General features: G+C 68.2%; 20 protein-coding genes and 2 pseudogenes. 14 read left to right on the top strand and 8 right to left on the bottom strand.

The genetic code is table 11. The annotated features are described in order from the left end of the window. The 4 genes from ACK59X_RS26035 to ACK59X_RS26020 form a co-directional block, all read right to left on the bottom strand. A partial coding sequence (locus tag ACK59X_RS26035; RefSeq protein ID WP_409961390.1) for a hypothetical protein occupies positions 1–1814 on the bottom strand: 1814 nt, incomplete at its 3' end. Positions 1815–1824: 10 nt separating this feature from the next. Beyond that, entirely contained in the window at positions 1825–2628 is an 804-nt protein-coding gene (locus tag ACK59X_RS26030) for a sulfite exporter TauE/SafE family protein (protein ID WP_409961388.1), read from the bottom strand. Positions 2629–2762: 134 nt separating this feature from the next. After that, positions 2763–4673 (bottom strand): FAD-dependent 5-carboxymethylaminomethyl-2-thiouridine(34) oxidoreductase MnmC, encoded by a 1911-nt coding sequence (gene mnmC / locus ACK59X_RS26025; RefSeq protein WP_409961387.1) that lies wholly within the window; start codon positions 4671–4673, stop codon positions 2763–2765. A 17-nt stretch (positions 4674–4690) separates the two neighbouring features. Beyond that, the gene (locus ACK59X_RS26020; protein ID WP_409961386.1) at positions 4691–4963 is read right to left on the bottom strand and encodes an oxidative damage protection protein; all 273 of its coding nucleotides are present in this window, start codon (positions 4961–4963) and stop codon (positions 4691–4693) included. 136 nt (positions 4964–5099) lie between these two features. Here ACK59X_RS26020 and ACK59X_RS26015 point away from each other — a divergent pair, with 136 nt between their 5' ends. The 9 genes and pseudogenes from ACK59X_RS26015 to ACK59X_RS25975 all read left to right on the top strand — a co-directional run. Then, entirely contained in the window at positions 5100–6122 is a 1023-nt protein-coding gene (locus tag ACK59X_RS26015; RefSeq protein ID WP_409961385.1) for a sulfate ABC transporter substrate-binding protein, read from the top strand. Positions 6123–6220: 98 nt separating this feature from the next. After that, positions 6221–6811 carry an NADPH-dependent FMN reductase gene (gene ssuE / locus ACK59X_RS26010; protein ID WP_409961383.1) on the top strand — a complete coding sequence of 197 codons (591 nt, stop codon included), beginning with the start codon at positions 6221–6223 and terminating at the stop codon, positions 6809–6811. A gap of 203 nt (positions 6812–7014) precedes the next feature. After that, complete coding sequence (locus ACK59X_RS26005; protein ID WP_409961391.1) at positions 7015–7938, top strand: sulfonate ABC transporter substrate-binding protein; 924 nt, start codon at positions 7015–7017, stop codon at positions 7936–7938. Positions 7939–7966: 28 nt separating this feature from the next. After that, a complete protein-coding gene (locus ACK59X_RS26000) occupies positions 7967–8095 on the top strand; it encodes a hypothetical protein (RefSeq protein ID WP_409961381.1) in 129 nt (42 codons plus the stop codon). Between the two features lie 21 nt (positions 8096–8116). Beyond that, positions 8117–9280, top strand: a complete 1164-nt coding sequence (gene ssuD, locus ACK59X_RS25995; protein ID WP_409961380.1) for an FMNH2-dependent alkanesulfonate monooxygenase — start codon at positions 8117–8119, stop codon at positions 9278–9280. A 22-nt stretch (positions 9281–9302) separates the two neighbouring features. Next, entirely contained in the window at positions 9303–9677 is a 375-nt protein-coding gene (locus tag ACK59X_RS25990; RefSeq protein WP_409961378.1) for a VOC family protein, read from the top strand. Beyond that, entirely contained in the window at positions 9674–10540 is an 867-nt protein-coding gene (gene ssuC / locus ACK59X_RS25985) for an aliphatic sulfonate ABC transporter permease SsuC (protein ID WP_409961377.1), read from the top strand. The genes ACK59X_RS25990 and ssuC overlap by 4 nt, the downstream gene beginning before the upstream one ends. 142 nt (positions 10541–10682) lie before the next feature. Further along, the gene (locus ACK59X_RS25980; protein ID WP_409961375.1) at positions 10683–11654 is read left to right on the top strand and encodes an aliphatic sulfonate ABC transporter substrate-binding protein; all 972 of its coding nucleotides are present in this window, start codon (positions 10683–10685) and stop codon (positions 11652–11654) included. A gap of 4 nt (positions 11655–11658) precedes the next feature. Further along, positions 11659–12141 (top strand): annotated as a pseudogene (locus ACK59X_RS25975) (ABC transporter ATP-binding protein); the annotation flags it as partial. Here the strand turns inward: ACK59X_RS25975 and ACK59X_RS25970 are convergent. After that, positions 12121–12246: pseudogene (locus ACK59X_RS25970) on the bottom strand (hypothetical protein); the annotation flags it as partial. The pseudogenes ACK59X_RS25975 and ACK59X_RS25970 overlap by 21 nt on opposite strands. Positions 12247–12546: 300 nt before the next feature. On the opposite strand from ACK59X_RS25970, the gene ACK59X_RS25965 reads away from it, so the two are divergent. Beyond that, complete coding sequence (locus tag ACK59X_RS25965; RefSeq protein ID WP_409961373.1) at positions 12547–12762, top strand: molybdopterin-binding protein; 216 nt, start codon at positions 12547–12549, stop codon at positions 12760–12762. A gap of 677 nt (positions 12763–13439) precedes the next feature. Here the strand turns inward: ACK59X_RS25965 and trhA are convergent. From trhA to ACK59X_RS25950, 3 genes are read right to left on the bottom strand one after another with little or no spacing between them, the layout of a single operon-like run. Beyond that, positions 13440–14075: a PAQR family membrane homeostasis protein TrhA gene (gene trhA, locus ACK59X_RS25960; protein WP_409961371.1), complete on the bottom strand. Its 636-nt coding sequence runs from the start codon at positions 14073–14075 to the stop codon at positions 13440–13442. 23 nt (positions 14076–14098) lie between these two features. Continuing rightward, positions 14099–14272 carry a hypothetical protein gene (locus ACK59X_RS25955; protein ID WP_409961369.1) on the bottom strand — a complete coding sequence of 58 codons (174 nt, stop codon included), beginning with the start codon at positions 14270–14272 and terminating at the stop codon, positions 14099–14101. After that, positions 14238–14369, bottom strand: a complete 132-nt coding sequence (locus ACK59X_RS25950) for a hypothetical protein (RefSeq protein WP_409961367.1) — start codon at positions 14367–14369, stop codon at positions 14238–14240. The genes ACK59X_RS25955 and ACK59X_RS25950 overlap by 35 nt, the downstream gene beginning before the upstream one ends. Positions 14370–14549: 180 nt before the next feature. Here ACK59X_RS25950 and ACK59X_RS25945 point away from each other — a divergent pair, with 180 nt between their 5' ends. The 4 genes from ACK59X_RS25945 to ACK59X_RS25930 all read left to right on the top strand — a co-directional run bounded on the left by ACK59X_RS25945 (position 14550) and on the right by ACK59X_RS25930 (position 17550). Further along, positions 14550–15563: a M14 family zinc carboxypeptidase gene (locus ACK59X_RS25945; RefSeq protein WP_409961366.1), complete on the top strand. Its 1014-nt coding sequence runs from the start codon at positions 14550–14552 to the stop codon at positions 15561–15563. Between the two features lie 98 nt (positions 15564–15661). Beyond that, positions 15662–16483: an alpha/beta fold hydrolase gene (locus ACK59X_RS25940; protein WP_409961364.1), complete on the top strand. Its 822-nt coding sequence runs from the start codon at positions 15662–15664 to the stop codon at positions 16481–16483. Positions 16484–16601: 118 nt separating this feature from the next. Continuing rightward, positions 16602–16988 carry a hypothetical protein gene (locus ACK59X_RS25935; RefSeq protein WP_409961362.1) on the top strand — a complete coding sequence of 129 codons (387 nt, stop codon included), beginning with the start codon at positions 16602–16604 and terminating at the stop codon, positions 16986–16988. Between the two features lie 172 nt (positions 16989–17160). Further along, a complete protein-coding gene (locus tag ACK59X_RS25930; RefSeq protein WP_409961361.1) occupies positions 17161–17550 on the top strand; it encodes an EF-hand domain-containing protein in 390 nt (129 codons plus the stop codon). Positions 17551–17697: the final 147 nt, after the last annotated feature.

The raw sequence follows: 17697 nt of genomic DNA, 5'->3' as shown, positions 1-17697 counted from the left end.
CGGGCACCGCCGATCAGGGCGTAGTAGCGTAACTCCTCTCTGTCCTCGAGCAGCGTGTCCGTCTGGTGTACGTTTCGGCTCTCACCCGGGTCCAGCCCGGCGCGGCGCACGGTGTTCTGGAAGGTCTCGCCGCTCTCGCGCAGGTCGCGGTAGGTGCCGAGCACCGCCGCGATCACGTCGGGCACTTCGGCCGCCGAGAACGAGGGGCCGATCACCTTGCCGGCCACGGCCGGGCCGGACAGGTCGGAACCGTCGGAGCCGCCCAGCGTGACCTGGTACCACTCCTTGCCGTCCTTGTCCACGCCCAGGATGCCGATGTGGCCGCTGTGGTGGTGGCCGCAGCTGTTGATGCAGCCGCTGATGTGCAGGTCGATCTCGCCGATGTCGTCGAGTTCATCGAGGTCCTGGTAGCGCTGGGTGATGGCTTCGGCGATGGGTAGCGAGCGCGCATTGGCCAGCGAGCAGAAGTCGCCGCCGGGGCAGGCGATCATGTCGGTGAGCAACTGCACGTTGGCGCTGGCCAGGCCCAGGGCCTTGGCCTCCTGCCACAGCTCGAACAGGCGGCTGGCATGCACCCAGGGCAAGAGCACGTTCTGGTCGTGCGTCACGCGGGCCTCGCCGGCGGAGTATTTGTCCACCAGGTCGGCCAGGGCCGTGAGCTGTTCGCTGGTGGCATCGCCCGGCGATTGGCCGGGGCGCTTGAACGACAGGGTCACGGCGCGCAGCTGTGCATTCTTGTGCGCATGCACGTTGCGCTTGAGCCAGCGGCCAAAGGCCACATGCTCGGCAGCCTGGGCCTTGAGCGATGCCTCCAGCGCGGCGGGCTCGACATCGGCGATGTCGGCCAGCACGGGCGGCACGAAGCAGGCGGCGACGCGGTCGAACTCGGCCTGGGGCACCGTGTGGGGGCCGCCGTCGATCTCCATGATCTGGCGATACTCTTCTTCCACGTCGTCGATGTACTGCTGGCCTTCGGACTTGACGAGGATCTTGATGCGCGCCTTGTACTTGTTATCGCGGCGGCCGTGCTCGTTGTACACGCGCACGATGGCCTCGATGTAGTTCATGATCTGGTTCCACGGCAGGAACTCGCGGATCACGGTACCGATCACCGGCGTGCGGCCCATGCCGCCGCCCACGAATACCTTGAAGCCGATCTCGCCGGCCGCGTTCTTCGCCATGTGCAGGCCCACATCGTGCCAGCCGGTGGCGGCGCGGTCGTCCGCTGCGCCGCTGATGGCGATCTTGAACTTGCGCGGCAAAAAGGCGAACTCGGGGTGCAGCGTGGTCCACTGGCGCAGGATTTCGGCGTAGGGGCGGGGGTCGATCAGCTCGTCCACGGCCACGCCGGCCAGCGCGTCGGTGGTGGTGTTGCGGATGCAGTTGCCGCTGGTCTGGATGCCATGCATGTCCACGCTGGCCAGCAGGTCCATCACGTCGGCCGCCTTGGACAGCGGGATCCAGTTGAACTGCACGTTGGTGCGCGTGGTGAAGTGGGCGCAGTTCTTGGGCAAAAAGGTCGTGCCCAGCAGGCCCTGGCCTTCCATGGCGGCCTTGAACACGGCCGCCTCGGGTTCGTCGTAGTCCCGCGCGATGGTGGCCAGCACGCGCAGCTGGCGGCTGGCGATCTCGCCGTAGGGCACGGCCACGCGCAGCATGGGCGCATAGCGCTGCACGTACCAGCCGTTCTGCAGGCGCAGCGGACGGAAGTCGTCTTCGGCGAGCTTGCCCGCCTGCCAGCGCTCGAGCTGGTCGCGGACCTGGCGCGCGCGCTGGTGGACGAACTGCTTGTCGAATTCTGTGTATTGGTACATCGTCGTGGGCTTAGATCAATATGAGTTTGGCGCCTGCCCAGGCCAGCAGGACGGACAGGGCGGAGCGGATCAGGCGCTCGGGCGTGCGGGTGACCAGGCGGGAGCCCAGCCAGATGCCCGGCAGCGAGCCAGCCAGCAATTGTGCAAGCAAACTCCAATCCACGGAGCCGAGCGAGGCATGGCCCAGCCCTGCCACCAGGGTCAATGGCACGGCGTAGGCGATGTCAGCGCCGATGATGCGCGGCAATGGCAACAGGGGGTAGACCAGCAGCAACACGGTGACGCCGATGGCGCCCGCACCCACCGAGGTGAAGGTCACCAGCGTGCCGATCACCGCGCCCAGCAGCACCGGCAGGCTCCAGTGGCGTGGGCGGGTGGCCTGCTCGGCGTTGGCCACGCGCAGGGCCTGGTCGGCTGCCTGGCGCTGGCGCGAGAAGGCCACCACCTTGTACAGCGTGGCGGCCGCCGTGAGCAGCAGGGCAAAGCCGAGCGTGGTGGTCATGATGCGCTGGGCCTGGGCGCTCGCGGGGCCCAGCTCCTTGAGCGCCCACAGTGCCAGGATGGCGGCAGGGATGCTGCCCGCGCACAACTGGCCCACCACGCGCCATGGCACCAGGCGCTGGCGTGCCATGCTCACGGTGCCACCCATCTTGGTGAAGGCCGCGAATAGCAGGTCGGTACCGATGGCCAGGTGCGGCTTGATGCCGAAGAAGAAGATCAGCACGGGCGTCATCAGCGAGCCGCCACCCACACCGGTCAGGCCGACGATGAGGCCTACCGCAAACCCCGCAAAGACAAACGCCAGATCGTGCATGCCAGCGAATGTAAGAGCGCTCCTTATGGAAACAAACTATTGTTTTGTCCTGCCCTTATGCGGATAAGCTTATGCACCAATGCTGGTGCGGGTTTGGGGGGGCGATGGACCCCCTCGCCACTGTCGCAAGTTGGTTACATCTTGGCCAGGCGCTCGGCCCCCAGGGCCTTGGCCAGCCGTGCATCCAGTGGCAGCGGCTCGCCCTGCATCCGGGCCGCCAGCAGCTCGCCGCACAGGATGGACAGGGTCAGGCCGCGCGCGCCCATGGCCGTGCATGCCCACAGGCCCGGCAGGGCCGCGGCATCGACCGGGCCCACTACGGGCAGCCGGTCGTGCAGGGTGCAGCGCACAGCGGCCCAGGTGCGCAGGTGGCTGGCCGGGGCGGCAAAGTCCGCCTGCAGGCGCTCGGCGGCGGGGGGCAGCAGGCCCTGCATCTTGGCGAAGTTGTTGGCGTGGGCCTCCAACTGCTCTGCTGGCGTTGGGGGCAGGGCGGTCAGGCCACGCTCGAAGGTCGACCCCATGATCCAGGCGCGCGGGCCATTGCCGTCCCCGGACAGTGGGAAGTCCGGCACCAGGTTGCCGTTGCCATTGATCGGGAAGGGCGCCAGCGGGGCATCGCCCGCGGCATAGGTGCCCACTGAGACCTGCCCGCGCAGGGCCTGCAGCGGCCACTCGTTGGCCAGCAGCGTGCGGCTGTCTGCGCCTGCGGCGATCACCACCACCGGGGCCTCGGCCAGCACCTGGCCCATGGAGTCCAGTGCCTCCCAGGGCGTACCGGGGCCATCCTTGCGCTGCAGACGGGATACGCGGCAGCTTCCGCGCCAGGTGATGCCGGGCTGGGCCAGCAACTGGCCCACCATGCGCGCCGGGCGCAGCCAGCCCGCGCGGGGGTGCCAGTTGGCGGGTGTGCCGGCGGGCAGTTGCGCCTGGGCCAGGGTTGCGTCCTGGGCCGGCTGGCTCCAGTCGGCGCCGGGGCCATCGGCCCAACTCGCCGGCAAGGCCTTGTTGCGCGCCTTGTCGGCGGCGTGCCGCTCCAGCACGCCGGTCTGGCCGAAATCCAGCCCTTCGCGCAGCAGCGCGCGGGCCTGGGTGAGGGTGGCGCGCACGCCGCTGCGCGACAGGCGCGAGAGCAGGCTGTCGTCGGGCGAGACATGGGGGGCGAACACGCCTGCCGGTAGGCCCGAGGCGCCAGCCGCCGGGGCTTCGGCCTGGTCCCGCAACTGCACGCGCCAGCCGCGCCGCGCCAGGCTGGCGGCGCAGGCCGCACCGGCCACGCCGCCGCCGATCACGATGCAGTCGCCCGGCGGCCGGGGCTCGGGCTCCGGATGGGCCTGCGGCGCGGTGCGTGGCTCCCAGCGTGGGTTGAAGATGGCGTGCAGGTTGTCGCGCTTGGGCGGCACACCGGGCGCACGGGTGACCTCGAAGCCGAGCTGCGCGAGCGCGTCGCGCACGGCGCGCGCAATGGTCCAGGTGGCCAGGCGCGTGCCGCGCCGGCAGCAGCGCGCCACGGCCTTGAGGGTGTGGGTGTCCCAGATCTCCGGGTTGCGCTGAGGGCTGAAGCCGTCGAGGTACACGGCATCGACCGTGGGCATCTGCTGGCGCAGCATGGCCTGGGTATCGCCCACATACAGGGTCAGCAGCACCCGGCCGCCCTCGAAGCTCAGCCGGTGCACGCCCGGCAGCAGGCCCCACCACTGGGCGTGGAGCTCGCGCGCCAGCGGCGCCAGCTCGGGGTGCACCGTGGTGGCGCGCAGCAGGTCATCGGCCCCCACGGGCCAGGCCTCGGTGGAGACGAAATGCAGCAGCATGCAGCGCGCGGGGTCGGCCTTCCAGGCGGCCCAGGTCACCAGGAAGTTCAGGCCGAAGCCGAACCCAGTTTCCAGGATGTGCCATTGCGCTTGCCCAGCCCACGCCTGCGGCAGCCCGCAGCCACGCAGGAACACCTGGCGGGCCTGCGTGAGGCCGCCGTTTTCACTGTGGTAGCGGTCGCCGAAGCGGGGGCTGTAGGGAGTGCCGTCCGGCAGCCAATCGACAGGCTCGGACATGAAGGGCAAAGGATGGGTTATGGGCTGGGAGGCACGTAGCCTGCGGCTGCATCTGCGCCGCCGCCGAAGAAATGGTTTTCCATCTGGCGCGCCAGGTACTGGCGGGCACGTGCGTCAGCCAGGTTCAGGCGGTTTTCATTGACCAGCATGGTCTGGTGCTTGAGCCAGCCGGCCCAGGCCTCCTTGCTCACGCTCTCCCAGATGCGCTTGCCCAGCTCGCCGGGGTAGGGAGGGAAATCCAGGCCTTCGGCTTCCTTGCCGAGCTTGATACATTGAATGGTGCGTGCCATGGGGATTTCCTCGTGTTTAGATAGTTTCGGTATAAAGAACTGAAATCTTAGTTGTTTCAGTTTTGATGGAGGGATTCCAGAATGCGGTCCATCGGTGTTCAGCACCCATCCGCATCCAATCCAAAGAGGCCTCTCCATGAATTTTCGCCGCGACTTTATCAAGTTTCCGTTTGCCGCCGCTTTGGTGGGCAGCTTGGCCCTGACGGCGTTGCCGTCGTTTGCCCAGTCTGTGACCCTGCTCAACGTCTCGTACGACCCGACGCGCGAGCTGTACGTGGAGTTCAACCAGGCCTTCGCCAAGTACTGGAAGGGCAAGACCGGCCAGGACGTGACGATCAAGCAATCGCACGGCGGCTCGGGCAAGCAGGCGCGCTCCATCATCGACGGCCTGGATGCCGACGTGGCCACCCTGGCCCTGGCTGGCGACACCGACGCCCTGCACACCAACGGCGGCTGGATTCCCAAGGACTGGCAAAAGCGCCTGCCGCACAACAGCTCGCCCTACACCTCGACCATCGTGCTGGTGGTGCGCCAGGGCAACCCCAAGGGCATCAAGGACTGGGACGACCTCATCAAGCCCGGCATCAGCGTGATCACCCCCAACCCCAAGACCTCGGGCGGCGCGCGCTGGAACTACCTGGCCGCCTGGGAGTTCGCCAAGCGCAAGCTGGGCAGCGATGCCAAGGCCAAGGACTTCGTGGCCAAGCTCTACGGCAATGTGCCCGTGCTGGACACCGGTGCCCGCGGCTCCACGATCACCTTTGCCCAGCGCAACCAGGGCGACGTGCTGATCGCCTGGGAGAACGAGGCCTACTTGCTGGAAAAGGAATTCGGCACCAAGTTCGACGTGATCGCACCGTCGATCTCCATCCTGGCCGAGCCCGCCGTCTCCGTGGTGGACAAGAACGTGGACAAGAAGGGCACGCGCGCCGTGGCCGAGGAATACCTCAAGTACCTGTACACCGAGGAAGGGCAGGACCTTGCCGGCAAGCACTTCTACCGCCCCGCCGTGTCCGAGAAGGCCAAGGCCAAGTACGCCAAGCAGTTCCCCAAGGTGAACCTGTTCACCATCAACGACGCGTTCGGCGGCTGGGACAAGGCAGCCAAGGACCACTTCGCCGACAACGCGAGCTTCGACCAAATTTATACGAAGAAGTAAGCCCACCGGCTTCCTGCAAGCAGCGCCACCCAAGGCCCGGCCAAGCCGGCTCCGCGGTGGCGCTTGGAAAGCCACGCCTTTACGAATTGCCTGATCCTATGTCCGCCCTTCTCATTGCCGGTAGCCCCTCGGAGCGGTCCCGTTCCGCCGCACTGCTGGATGCCGTGGCCCAGCGCCTGTCGGGCCGCGGCGCGCTGGTGGACCGCATCCACATCCGCGACCTGTCGCCCCAGGCCCTGCTGTTGGCCGACTTCGCCCATCCCACCGTGGTAGGGGCCATCGACCAGGTGGCCCAGGCCCGCGTGCTGGTGGTCGCCACCCCGGTCTACAAGGCCGCCTACAGCGGCGTGCTCAAGGTCTTTCTGGACCTGCTGCCGCAGACCGCGCTCAAGGGCAAGGTCGTTCTGCCCCTGGCCACCGGCGGCAGCCCGCACCACATGCTGGCGCTGGACTATGCGCTGCGGCCCGTGCTGCAGTCGCTGGGTGCCAAGAGCATCCTGCCCGGCATCTATGCCACCGACGCGCAGGTGGCCCTGACGCCCGAAGGCGCCTATGACCTGAACCCCGACATCGCCGCCCGCCTGGACGACGCGGTGAACGTGCTCATCACCGAGAACCTGCGTCCCCCTGCGGCCCAGGCCGGCCGCTTCGCGCCGGTGCATTTCTCGCAGGTGCGATGTAGCGTCTGACGCCTTGGGGCTTCCAGCGCTTTTTTCAGGCGGCTGGCTGCACCCACCACCTTCCTCCTTCGCTCCCTTTTTTGTTTTCGGGCCGCTGACCGCCATTGCGGGCAGGCCGGGCCGCTGCATGCCCAGGCATTGCTGAAAGACACAGCGCCCTGACACAAGCTTCCCCCGTTTCTTCGCGCCGCCGCCAGGTGGTCCTCTCCAGCCTGGCGGCCGCCGCCTTCGCCGCCACGGGTGGCCAGGCCCTGGCCCAGGCTTCCGGCCGCGTGCTGCGCATCGGTCACCAGAAGGGCTGGCTGTCCATCCTCAAGGGCCGCGGCACGCTCGAAAAGCGCCTGGCCCCGCTGGGCGTGAAGGTCAGCTGGACCGAGTTCAACGCTGGCCCTGTGCAGCTCGAAGCGCTGAACGTCGGCTCCATCGACTTCGGCGATGTGGGTGAGGCCCCACCCATCTTTGCCCAGGCTGCGGGCGCCCCGCTGGTGTATGCCGGCGCCACGGTGCCGCGCCCGGCACTGGAGGCGGTGATCGTGCCCAAGGATTCGCCCATCCGCCGCGTGGCCGACCTCAAGGGCAAGCGCGTGGCCTACAACAAGGGCTCCAACGTGCAGTACTTCCTGGTCAAGCTGCTGGAGAAGAACGGCCTGAAGTATGGCGACGTGCAGTCCATCTTCCTGGCGCCCGCCGATGCGCGCGCGGCCTTCGAGAAGGGCGCCGTGGACGCCTGGATCATCTGGGACCCGTTCCTGGCCGCCGCGCAGAAGACGCTGGACGCGCGCCTGCTGGTCGATGCCACGGGCATCGTCAACAACCGCGCCTACTACTTCACCTCGCGCGACTACGCCACGCGCAATGCCGACGTGCTGCGCATCGCCATCGAGGAGGTCAATGCCATCGACACCTGGGCCTCGAAGAACCAGTCGGCGGCAGCCGCTGAACTGACCGCCGTGCTGGGCCTGGACCGCAGCATCACCGAGCTGTACCTGAGCCGCGCCAAATTCGGCACGGCGCCGGTGACACGCGAGATCATCGCCGAGCAGCAGTCGATTGCCGATACCTTCTTCGAGCTCAAGCTCATCCCCAGGAAGCTCAACCTGCTGCATGCCGCGCCCGTGGACCTCAGCGCTTCCTGATCCCCCGAGCGCCTCCATGCACACCCCCATGCCTTTCCCCCTGCACGAGCAACTGCGCCGCGTGCTGTGCGTGACGGCTGGCGCCTGGGGCCTGCCCACCCGGCCGCGCTGCGCGGGTGTGGGCGCTCCCCGGTTCGGTTTCGCCATCTCCTACTGAAGCAATAACAAAGAGGTTTCCATGCAGATCTTCTGGTTCATTCCCACGCACGGCGACAGCCGCTACCTGGGCACCTCTAAGGGCGCACGCCAGATCAGCCACGACTACCTGCAGCAGGTGGCGGTGGCGGCCGACAGCCTCGGCTACGAGGGCGTGCTCATCCCCACCGGGCGTTCTTGCGAAGACCCCTGGGTCATCGCGTCGAGCCTGATCGGCGCCACCAAGCGGCTCAAGTTCCTGGTCGCCGTGCGTCCCGGCCTGCACCAGCCCGCGCTGCCGGCGCGCATGGCCGCCACCTTCGACCGCCACTCTGGCGGGCGCCTGCTCATCAACCTGGTGACTGGTGGCGACCAGTCCGAGCTGGAAGGCGACGGCGTGTTCCTGGACCACGCCACGCGCTACGAGCAGTCGGCCGAGTTCATCCGCATCTGGCGCGAGATCATGGCGCGCAGCCACACCGGCGAGACCTATGACTTCGAGGGCCAGCACCTCGCGGTCAAGGGCGCCAAGCTGCTGTTCCCGCCCGTGCAGCAGCCGCATCCACCGGTGTACTTCGGCGGTTCGTCCGAGGCGGCGCACGACCTGGCGGCCGAGCAGGTCGAGACCTACCTGACCTGGGGCGAACCCCCGGCCGAGGTGGCCAGAAAGGTGGCCGACGTGCGTGTGCGTGCCGCAAAGCACGGCCGCACTGTGAAGTTCGGCATCCGCCTGCACGTCATCGTGCGCGAGACGGATGCACAGGCCTGGGCCGCGGCCGAGGAACTCATCAGCCATGTGGACGATGCCACCGTGGTGCGCGCCCAGGCAGTCTTTGCGCGCATGGATTCCGAAGGCCAGCGGCGCATGGCGCGCCTGCATGCCGGCGGCGCCAAGCGCTCGCGGGCGGACCTGGAGATCAGCCCCAACCTGTGGGCCGGCGTGGGCCTGGTGCGCGGCGGCGCGGGCACGGCCCTGGTGGGCGACCCCGAGACCGTGGCCGCGCGCATCACCGAATACGCGGCCCTGGGGCTCGATACCTTCGTGCTCTCGGGCTATCCGCACCTGGAGGAGGCCTACCGCTTTGCCGAACTCGTCTTCCCGCTGCTGCCGCTCGGTGTGCGCGAAAAGCTCTCGGGCGGCAACCCGCTCGGCCCCTTCGGCGAAGCCGTGGCCAACGAGCTGCCTCCGCGCGCCTCGCAAAGCTGAGTACCCGCACAGGAGATCGCCCATGGCCATCCATTCCATCAACCACGTGCAGCTGGCCTTCCCGGCCGGTGCCGAGGAACCCATCCGCAACTTCTACAACCGCCTGCTGGGCCTGCCCGAGGTGCGCGTGGCTGCTGGCAGTGCCTTGCAGTTTGCGGCAGGCACCCAGCGCATCGACTTGGTGCCCACCGAGCACTGGCAGGGCGCGCCCTCGGTGTCGCACCTGGCGCTGGAGGTGCAGGACCTGCCCGCGCTGCGCGGGCGCCTGCTGCAGGCGCAACTGCCACTGGTGGAGAACCGGGCGCTGCCCGGCTACCTGCGCTTTTACGTGAAGGACCCGGCGGGCAACCAGCTGGAGTTCCTGGAACCCGATACCGAACGACAGGAGTTCGCATGAACACCACCACCCGAGAGCTGCAGGCATCGCCCGTGGCCGATTCCATCGACGCGGCCAGCCTGGCGCCGCTGGCGTCTTCGCCCGCGCTGCGCTTTGCCAAGGGCGTGCTGCTGCGCCTCATCCCTTGGGCCGTGCCCGTCACGCTGATCGTGGTGTGGCAGATTGCCTCGTCGCTGGGCTGGCTCTCGACCCGGGTGCTGCCCGCGCCGCTGGAAGTGGTCAAGGCCGCCTGGACGCTGACCGCATCGGGCGAGCTGTGGACCCACGTCAAGGTCAGCGCCGGCCGCGCCCTCGCTGGCCTGGCCATCGGCGGCGGCCTGGGCCTGGCGCTGGGGCTGCTCACCGGCTCGGTGCGCGTGTTCGAGACCCTGCTCGACTCCACCATCCAGATGGTGCGCAACATCCCGGCGCTGGCGCTGATCCCGCTGGTCATCCTGTGGTTCGGCATCGACGAGTCGGCCAAGCTGTTCCTGATCAGCGTGTCGGTGTTCTTCCCGATCTACCTGAACACCTTCCACGGCATCCGCAACGTGGACCCTGGGCTGATCGAGATGGGGCGCACCTACGGCCTGTCGCGCTGGCAGCTGTACCGCCAGATCATCCTGCCGGGCGCGCTGTCCAGCATCCTGGTGGGCCTGCGCTTCTCGCTGGGCCTGATGTGGGTGATCCTGATCGTGGCCGAGACCATCTCGGCGCAGGCAGGCATCGGCTACCTGACCATGAACGCGCGCGAATTCCTGCAGACCGACATCGTGCTCGTGGGCATTTTGCTGTACGCGCTGCTGGGCAAGCTGGCGGACGTGTTCGCCAAGACGCTGGAGCGGTACTGGCTGCGCTGGCACCCCGGCTACCAAAGCACCTGATACGGATTCACCTTCAACCGTCTGACGTCGTTGGTTCGCCTTGCCGTGCTACAGCACTGTCTGCGGCTTCCCGCCTAGTCATACGGTCGAACGCGAATCCGTAGGACCCCTACCACCGCATTCCAAGATTCCAAGGACCCGCATGTCTGCCTCTACTTCCATCCTCTCCCGGCGCACGGCGCTGGCGCTGCTGGCCGCCACGGCCAGCGGGCTGGCCAGCGCGCAAAGCGGCGGCAAGCCCGATACCGTGCGCATCGGCTACCAGAAGTCGTCCACCCTCATCGTGGTGCTCAAGACCCAGGGCACGCTCGAAAAGCTGTTGGCCCCACTGGGCACCAAGGTCACATGGCACGAATTCACCAGTGGCCTGCCGCTGCTGGAAGCCCTGAACCTGGGCAACATCGACGTGAGCGCCGACGTGGCCGACACCGTGCCCGTGTTCGCCCAGGCGGCCGGCGCCAACCTGACCTTCGTGGCGCAGGAGGCGCCGTCCCCCTCGGCCCAGGCCATCGTGGTGCGTGCCGATTCGCCGCTCAAGACCGTGGCCGACCTCAAGGGCAAGAAGATCGGCTTTGCCAAGGCCGCCGGCGCCCACTACCTCTTGATCGCAGCGCTGGAGAAGGCCGGCCTGTCCTTCAAGGACATCGAGCCCGCCTACCTCACGCCGGCCGATGGGCGCGCAGCCTTCGAGCGCGGCGCCATTGACGCCTGGGTGGTGTGGGACCCCTTCCTCGCCGCCGTGCAGCGCCAGTCCAGCGTGCGCGTGCTGGCCGATGGCCGCGATGTGGCCTCCTACCAGCGCTACTACCTGGCCGCCACGCCGTTTGCGCAGGCCCGGGCCGACGTGCTGCGCGTGCTGTTCGCCGAGCTGCAGAAGGCTGGCGCCTGGGTCAAGGCCCAGCCCAAGGATGCCGCCGCGCTGCTGGCGCCCGTGTGGGGCCTGGACACCGCCACCGTGGAGCAGGCCAACAGCCGGCGCAGCTACGAGGTGCGTGCCGTGCTGCCTGCAGGCCTGTCCGAGCAGCAGCGCATCGCCGACGCCTTTTTGTCCGAGAAACTGCTGCCCCGGCGTGTGAACACGCTGGACGTGGCCCTCTTCAAGCCCGGAGCCTGACGCCATGGCACAGAATCCTCCTTCAACCGCCCAGGGCGCCAGCGGCGTGCGCCTGGAAGTGCGCAGCGTGGACAAGCGCTACGGCGCGCGCGAGGTGCTCAAGAAGACCGAACTCGTGATCGAGCCCGGCCAGTTCGTGGCCATCGTGGGCCGCAGCGGCTGCGGCAAGAGCACCTTGCTGCGCCTGGTGGCGGGGCTCGAATCGGTCTCGGGCGGTTCCATCCGCATTGATGGCCAGGGCGTGGACGGCCTGAGCCAGGACACGCGCATCATGTTCCAGGACTCGCGCCTCCTGCCCTGGAAGCGCGTGGCCGAGAACGTGGCCCTGGGCCTGCCGGCCGAGCGCCGCGGCGCCGCAGCCGACGTGCTGGCCCGTGTCGGCCTGGGCGACCGGCTGGGCGAGTGGCCGGCGCGCCTGTCCGGCGGCCAGCGCCAGCGCGTGGCCCTGGCGCGCGCCCTGGTGCACAACCCGCGGCTGCTGCTGCTCGACGAACCCCTGGGCGCACTCGATGCGCTCACCCGCATCGAGATGCACCGCCTGATCGAAGGCCTGTGGCGTGCCAGCGGCTTCACCGCGCTGCTGGTGACCCACGACGTGCAGGAGGCCGTGGCCCTGGCGGACCGCGTGATCCTGATCGAGGACGGGCAGATCGCGCTCGATCAGGTCATCGACCTGCCGCGACCACGCTCGCACGGCGACGCGGCCTTTGCCGCGATCGAGAAGCGCATCCTCGACCGGGTTCTGCAAAAGCCCGATGCCGAACCCAGCGCCAACGATGCGCAATGGCCCGGCGTGCCGGCGCACGGCCTGCGCTGGGCCGTCTGAACGTCTTCCCTTCTTTCTACCAACCCACCCACTCACACCGTTTCCGGACTTTTCAAGGAGAAAACCATGTCCATCCAAGCCATCAACGTGCGCAACCAGTTCAAGGGCAAAGTGCGCGAGATCATCCGCGGCGACGTCGTCTCCGAGGTCGATGTCGAAACCCCTTGGGGCGTCGTCACTTCCGTCATCACCACGCGTTCGGTGGACGACCTCGCCCTGGTCGTGGGCTCCGACGTGGTCGCACTGGTCAAGTCGACCGAAGTGTCCATCGCCAAGCTGTGACTGGCGGGGCCGCCCACGGCCCCTGCTGCTTGCCAGGCCCTGCACTGCAGGGCCTTTGTCGTTGAGGTGGGGGCAAGTAGCGATATCTGTTTTTTCTTCGTTGGCTGCTGCGCAACGCCGGACTACCCTGCGGGTTTCTATCCAAGGTCCCATGGCATGACCGCTGGCAACGCTCCGAAGCAAAGCACCCCCAAAATTGTGTCAACTGGCCCTCGCTGGCCGCGCTGGCCCGGCCCTTCAATGACCACGATTTCTCGCAGTACCCGCTGGACGAACCCTGTCCGGATCTGGGCAGCTGGGCCGCAACAGCCAGCAGAGCGCCAGCGACCGCATCAAGCAGCACGCGCGCGAACATCGTTTGACGCTGCGCGAGGTCGTCCTTTGGCACGCCCGGCCGCGCCGCACCTTCGTGGGCACGGCCGAACAACTGGCCGACGAGATGGAGCGCTGGTTCGAAGGCGGCGCCACCGAGGCTTCAACTTCTTCCAGGCCCTGCCCAACACCTCTCTCAAGGCGTTCGTCGAGCTGGCCGTGCCGGTGCTGCAGGCGCGCGGGCTGTTGCGTACGAAGTGTGCGGGGGAGACGCTGCGCAGCCACTTCCAGCTGCCCGTTGCAGCCGGGGCCTCCGTGCTGAACCGGGCGCCACAGGCCGTGGCCGCGTAGGTCGGCGCGCCCGCTCAGCCGCCCCAGCCCGCCACGGCCACCGCATGGCAGCCTGTGCCTGCGGCCACGAAGCCGTGCCACACGGCATGCGCGTAGCGCAGGCGTGAATCGAGCACGAAGAAGGCCACGCCGACCGTGTAGGCCACACCGCCCGCGATGAGCCAGTGCGCGCCTTCGTGCGTGAGGTGGCCGATGAGGGGCAGGGCGCCCGCCAGGGCCAGCCAGCCCAGGAGCACATACATGCCCGTGGAAAGCCAGGCCGTGCGCAGCCGGTTGACGGCCTTGAGCACCAGCCCCAGCGTGGCGATGGCCCAGACCAGGGCCAGCAGCGCCAGGTTCCAGCCGCCGTCGGGCCGCAGCAGGGCAAAGGGGGTGTAGCTGCCCGCGATGAAGAGGTAGATGGCGCCGTGGTCGAGCTTCAACGCCAGCTGCTTGAAGCGCCCGTCGGGCAGTGCGTGGTACACGGTGGAGGCCAGGTACAGCAGCACCATGGTGGCGGCAAAGACGATGGCGCCGGCCATGCTGGCCGCCCCATGGGGCTGGGCCGAGGCCACGATGGAGGGGGCGGCCACCATGGCGGCGAGCAGCGCCACGGCGTGGCTCGCGCTGTTGGCGAGTTCCTCACCCGGGCTCTGGTCGCGATGGGCCATGGCGCTGGCGGGGTCGGCCGCCCTCAGCGGGGCAGGGCGGGGTGGTGGTTGTGGCGCCCGCGCCAGGCCTGGTAGCGCGAGCGCTGCAGTGCAAACAGCTCCACCAGGCCAAAGGCCATGGCGCAGCCCACGAGCCCGAACAGCGCCACCGTGCGCAGCGGCTCAATCCTGCGCCGGGAGCGGGAGCAGTTCTTCATGGGAGAAAACGTCGTTGTCGGGAAGGTCGAACGAGAACCAGCTTTCGTCCAGCAGCTCGTCGATCAGCCGTTGCAAGCCGAGTAATTTCCAGAGCATGGGCCCCCCTTTGGTGGTTGTGTGGTGCCCCGCCAAGATAGCCCGGCCATGTGACGGTTTCGCGTCAGATCGGCAAATTGCAACGCAGCTGAAACAAGGGCCTTCGCAGTGACCGGGCTGAACGCTATGCTTGCATGGCAACTGCCTTTTTCCTTTTCTTACAGGCCTTTAGACACCACCGTGCCCGACATCGTCCTGCCCGAGCTTGCGGCACTGGAGAGGATCATCGACCAGGGTGGCCAGCGCCTGGATGCGCGCGTGGTGCACACCGTGCACATGGCCACGGGCGAGCGCTTTCCCATCCACGCCATCAGCCTGGGCAACCCGGACCCGGACGTTCCGGCTATGGGCTTCTTCGGTGGTGTGCATGGGCTCGAAGGCATTGGCGCCGAAGTGGTGATCGCCTACCTGCAGAACGTGGTGATGCGCCTGCCTTGGGATATGGCGCTGAACCAGCAGCTCGAACAGGTGCGCCTGGTGTTCATGCCCATCGTCAACCCGGGTGGCATGTGGGCTGCGACCCGCGCCAACCCCAATGGCGTGGACCTGATGCGCAACGCGCCGGTCGATGCACTGGACCGGGTGGCCTTTCTCATCGGCGGGCAGCGGATTAGCGCCGGCCTGCCCTGGTACCGCGGCAAGCCGGGCGCGCCCATGGAAGCCGAAAGCCGCGCGCTGTGCGAGGTGGTGCACCAGGAACTGCTGTCACGCCCCTTCAGCCTTGCCCTCGACTGCCACTCGGGCTTCGGCATCACCGACCGGCTGTGGTTCCCTTTCGCGCATACACGCAAGCCCATCGCGCACCTGCCCGAGCTGCATGCGCTGCACGAGATCTTTCTGCAGGCGCATGCCTACCACCCCTACATCATCGAGCCGCAGAGCACGCAGTACCTCACCCACGGCGACCTGTGGGACCACCTGTACATGCAGGCCTGCAACGACCCCTCGCGCACCTTCTTGCCGCTGACGCTGGAGATGGGGTCCTGGCGCTGGATCAAGAAGAACCCGCGCCAGTTGTTCTCGCGCAAGGGCATCTTCAACCCGCTGATCAACCACCGCCTGCAGCGCGTGCTGCGCCGGCACTTTCCGCTGCTGGACTTTCTCACGCGCGCCGCGGGCAGCCACCAGCGCTGGGTGCCCGAGCCCGAGGCGCGCGTGCAGCGGCGGGCCGATGCGCTGGCTACCTGGTACTGAATGAGGCTCCCCCCTGAGTCGCTTCGCGCCTTCCCCCCTGAGGGGGGACGCCCCCAGCGCGGCGGGGCGGCCCTTGCGCGGGGGCGCTGGCCTGGGGCGTGGCGGTATCCGCCGCTGCGGGCGGTGCCTGCGTCCATGGGGGGACCCATACGATGATGAAGCTACCTACCCGCTGGATCTTTCTGCGCGGCCTCACGCGCGAGGCGGTGCACTGGGGGGGCTTTGTGCCGGCCTTCCAGGCGGCCATGCCCGGTGCCGAGGTGCTGATGCTGGACCTGCCGGGCAATGGCCAGTGGCATGGGCGGCAGAGCCCGATGTCGGTGGCGGCCGTGGTGGCGCAGTGCCGTGCCGAGCTGGCGCAGCGCGGCATTGCCGGGCCGCACCATCTGCTGGCCATGTCGCTTGGGGCCATGGTGGCCACCGAGTGGGCGCGCACGGCCCCGGACGAGGTGCAGGGCTGCGTGCTCATCAACACCAGCTTCGGCAACTTCAGCCCCTTCTACCGGCGGCTTAGGCCGCGCAACTACGGCCCCCTGGTGCGCGGGGTGCTGCTGGCCAGTGGGCCGCATGCGGCGGAGTCCACCGTGCTGCGGCTCACCAGCAACCGGCCCGGGCAGCACCAGGGCGTGGTGGAGCAGTGGGTGGCCGCGCGCCAGGCGCGGCCTGTCTCGGGTGCCAACGCCGTGCGCCAGCTGGCCGCGGCGGCGCGCTACCGCGCTCCGCGCACATGCCCGCTGGAGCGCATGCTGCTGCTGGGCAGTGCGCAGGATGGCCTGGTCAGCAGCCGCTGCTCCGCGGCGATCGCGCGCGCCTGGGGCTGCCCACTGGTGCTGCACCCCTGGGCCGGGCACGATCTGCCTCTGGATGATCCGGCCTGGGTCGCGCAGCAGATTGCGGACTGGGCAGCCGGCAGACCGTAGCGGGCCGGTTCGCATCTGGTACACGCTCGAACACCCCTGCCCGGCGGCGCCATGTTCGGGCAACCTGCGGGGCGCCTACTCCAGACAGCCATGCAATTGGCAAGAAGGAGTGCATCTGATGTTTTTGAAAGCTGGTCGATCCTTGGTACTGCTGGGCGCAATGGCCCCGTTCCTGCTGCTCGCACCGTATTGCGGCCCCGCCCATGCCCAGGGATGGGGTGATGGCCACCACGGCCGCTGGGAACGCGAGCGCGAGCGCGACCGCGCCGAATTCCACCGGCGCGAACGGGAGCGCAACCGCCGGGAAGAGGCGCGCAACGACCGCGTGGTGGCGGGTGTCGTCGGCACCGTGCTGGTGGCCGGCATCATCGCGGCCGCCGCCAACCGTGACAAGGAAGAGCGCGAGCGCGGCCGCGCGGACTACTGCCTGGGCCGGTACGGCAACTACGACCGGGCGACGGACACCTACCGCGCCTCCAACGGCTATTCCTACCGCTGCCAGTGACGGTGTCCCGTGCCGTAGTGGCGCTGCATGCCGCGGACCGGCCCGCAGCGCAGCCGGCGCCATCCCCTGTTCTCCATCCCGGGTCCTGCCCTGGCCATTCCGGTGGCCAGGCCATGGCTGCCCGTGCGGCCAAAGCCATCCTTTGGCCCCCTCAACCACCGAAAGTTTCAACATGAAGAAAAAAATCGTTCTCCTGGCGCTCGCAAGCGCAGCGCCGCTCCTGGCCAGCGCAGCAGCCGACGAACAGAAGCAGGAAAAGCAGGCCTACATCGACAAGACCTTTGCCGCCATGGACGCCAACCGCGATGGCCGCGTCGACAAGGCGGAGTTCAGCAAGTTCCAGCAGGCGCGTTTCAAGAAGCAGGCGGCGTCCATCGATGCCGCCTTCGACGAGCTGGACAAGGACAAGGACGGCAAGATCAGCAAGACCGAAGCCACCGTGGTGCCCGACATCGCCAAGTACTTCGACGGGCTGGACACCGACAAGGACGGCTTCCTGTCCCGCGACGAGATGCAAAAGGCCATAGTGGCTGCCCAGACCGCAGAGACCACCGCGAAGTAGACAACGGCGGTAGCCGGCGGCGCAGCGCCTTTTCTGCGCCAGGCGCTACGCTGCCGGCAGCGCCACCCGAAAGACGGTGCCGCCCGCCGGCACGTCGAGGCTGGACACGCTGCCGCCATGCCGCTCCACGGCCTGCAGCACCAGGCT

Source organism: Acidovorax sp., assembly GCF_046339755.1.
Lineage (GTDB): Bacteria > Pseudomonadota > Gammaproteobacteria > Burkholderiales > Burkholderiaceae_C > Acidovorax.
The sequence above is the reverse complement of the archived record's forward strand: the minus strand, read 5'-3'. Positions and strand labels throughout refer to the sequence as shown.

Excerpts from the sequence above, each read along its gene's own strand:
- ACK59X_RS26030 (WP_409961388.1), bottom strand. The coding sequence starts at position 2,628 with ATGCACGATCTGGCGTTTGTCTTTGCGGGGTTTGCGGTAGGCCTCATC.
- mnmC (WP_409961387.1), bottom strand. The coding sequence starts at position 4,673 with ATGTCCGAGCCTGTCGATTGGCTGCCGGACGGCACTCCCTACAGCCCC.
- ACK59X_RS26020 (WP_409961386.1), bottom strand. The coding sequence starts at position 4,963 with ATGGCACGCACCATTCAATGTATCAAGCTCGGCAAGGAAGCCGAAGGC.
- ACK59X_RS26015 (WP_409961385.1), top strand. The coding sequence starts at position 5,100 with ATGAATTTTCGCCGCGACTTTATCAAGTTTCCGTTTGCCGCCGCTTTG.
- ssuE (WP_409961383.1), top strand. The coding sequence starts at position 6,221 with ATGTCCGCCCTTCTCATTGCCGGTAGCCCCTCGGAGCGGTCCCGTTCC.
- ACK59X_RS26000 (WP_409961381.1), top strand. The coding sequence starts at position 7,967 with ATGCCTTTCCCCCTGCACGAGCAACTGCGCCGCGTGCTGTGCGTGACG.
- ssuD (WP_409961380.1), top strand. The coding sequence starts at position 8,117 with ATGCAGATCTTCTGGTTCATTCCCACGCACGGCGACAGCCGCTACCTG.
- ACK59X_RS25990 (WP_409961378.1), top strand. The coding sequence starts at position 9,303 with ATGGCCATCCATTCCATCAACCACGTGCAGCTGGCCTTCCCGGCCGGT.
- ssuC (WP_409961377.1), top strand. The coding sequence starts at position 9,674 with ATGAACACCACCACCCGAGAGCTGCAGGCATCGCCCGTGGCCGATTCC.
- ACK59X_RS25980 (WP_409961375.1), top strand. The coding sequence starts at position 10,683 with ATGTCTGCCTCTACTTCCATCCTCTCCCGGCGCACGGCGCTGGCGCTG.
- ACK59X_RS25965 (WP_409961373.1), top strand. The coding sequence starts at position 12,547 with ATGTCCATCCAAGCCATCAACGTGCGCAACCAGTTCAAGGGCAAAGTG.
- trhA (WP_409961371.1), bottom strand. The coding sequence starts at position 14,075 with ATGGCCCATCGCGACCAGAGCCCGGGTGAGGAACTCGCCAACAGCGCG.
- ACK59X_RS25955 (WP_409961369.1), bottom strand. The coding sequence starts at position 14,272 with ATGAAGAACTGCTCCCGCTCCCGGCGCAGGATTGAGCCGCTGCGCACG.
- ACK59X_RS25950 (WP_409961367.1), bottom strand. The coding sequence starts at position 14,369 with ATGCTCTGGAAATTACTCGGCTTGCAACGGCTGATCGACGAGCTGCTG.
- ACK59X_RS25935 (WP_409961362.1), top strand. The coding sequence starts at position 16,602 with ATGTTTTTGAAAGCTGGTCGATCCTTGGTACTGCTGGGCGCAATGGCC.
- ACK59X_RS25930 (WP_409961361.1), top strand. The coding sequence starts at position 17,161 with ATGAAGAAAAAAATCGTTCTCCTGGCGCTCGCAAGCGCAGCGCCGCTC.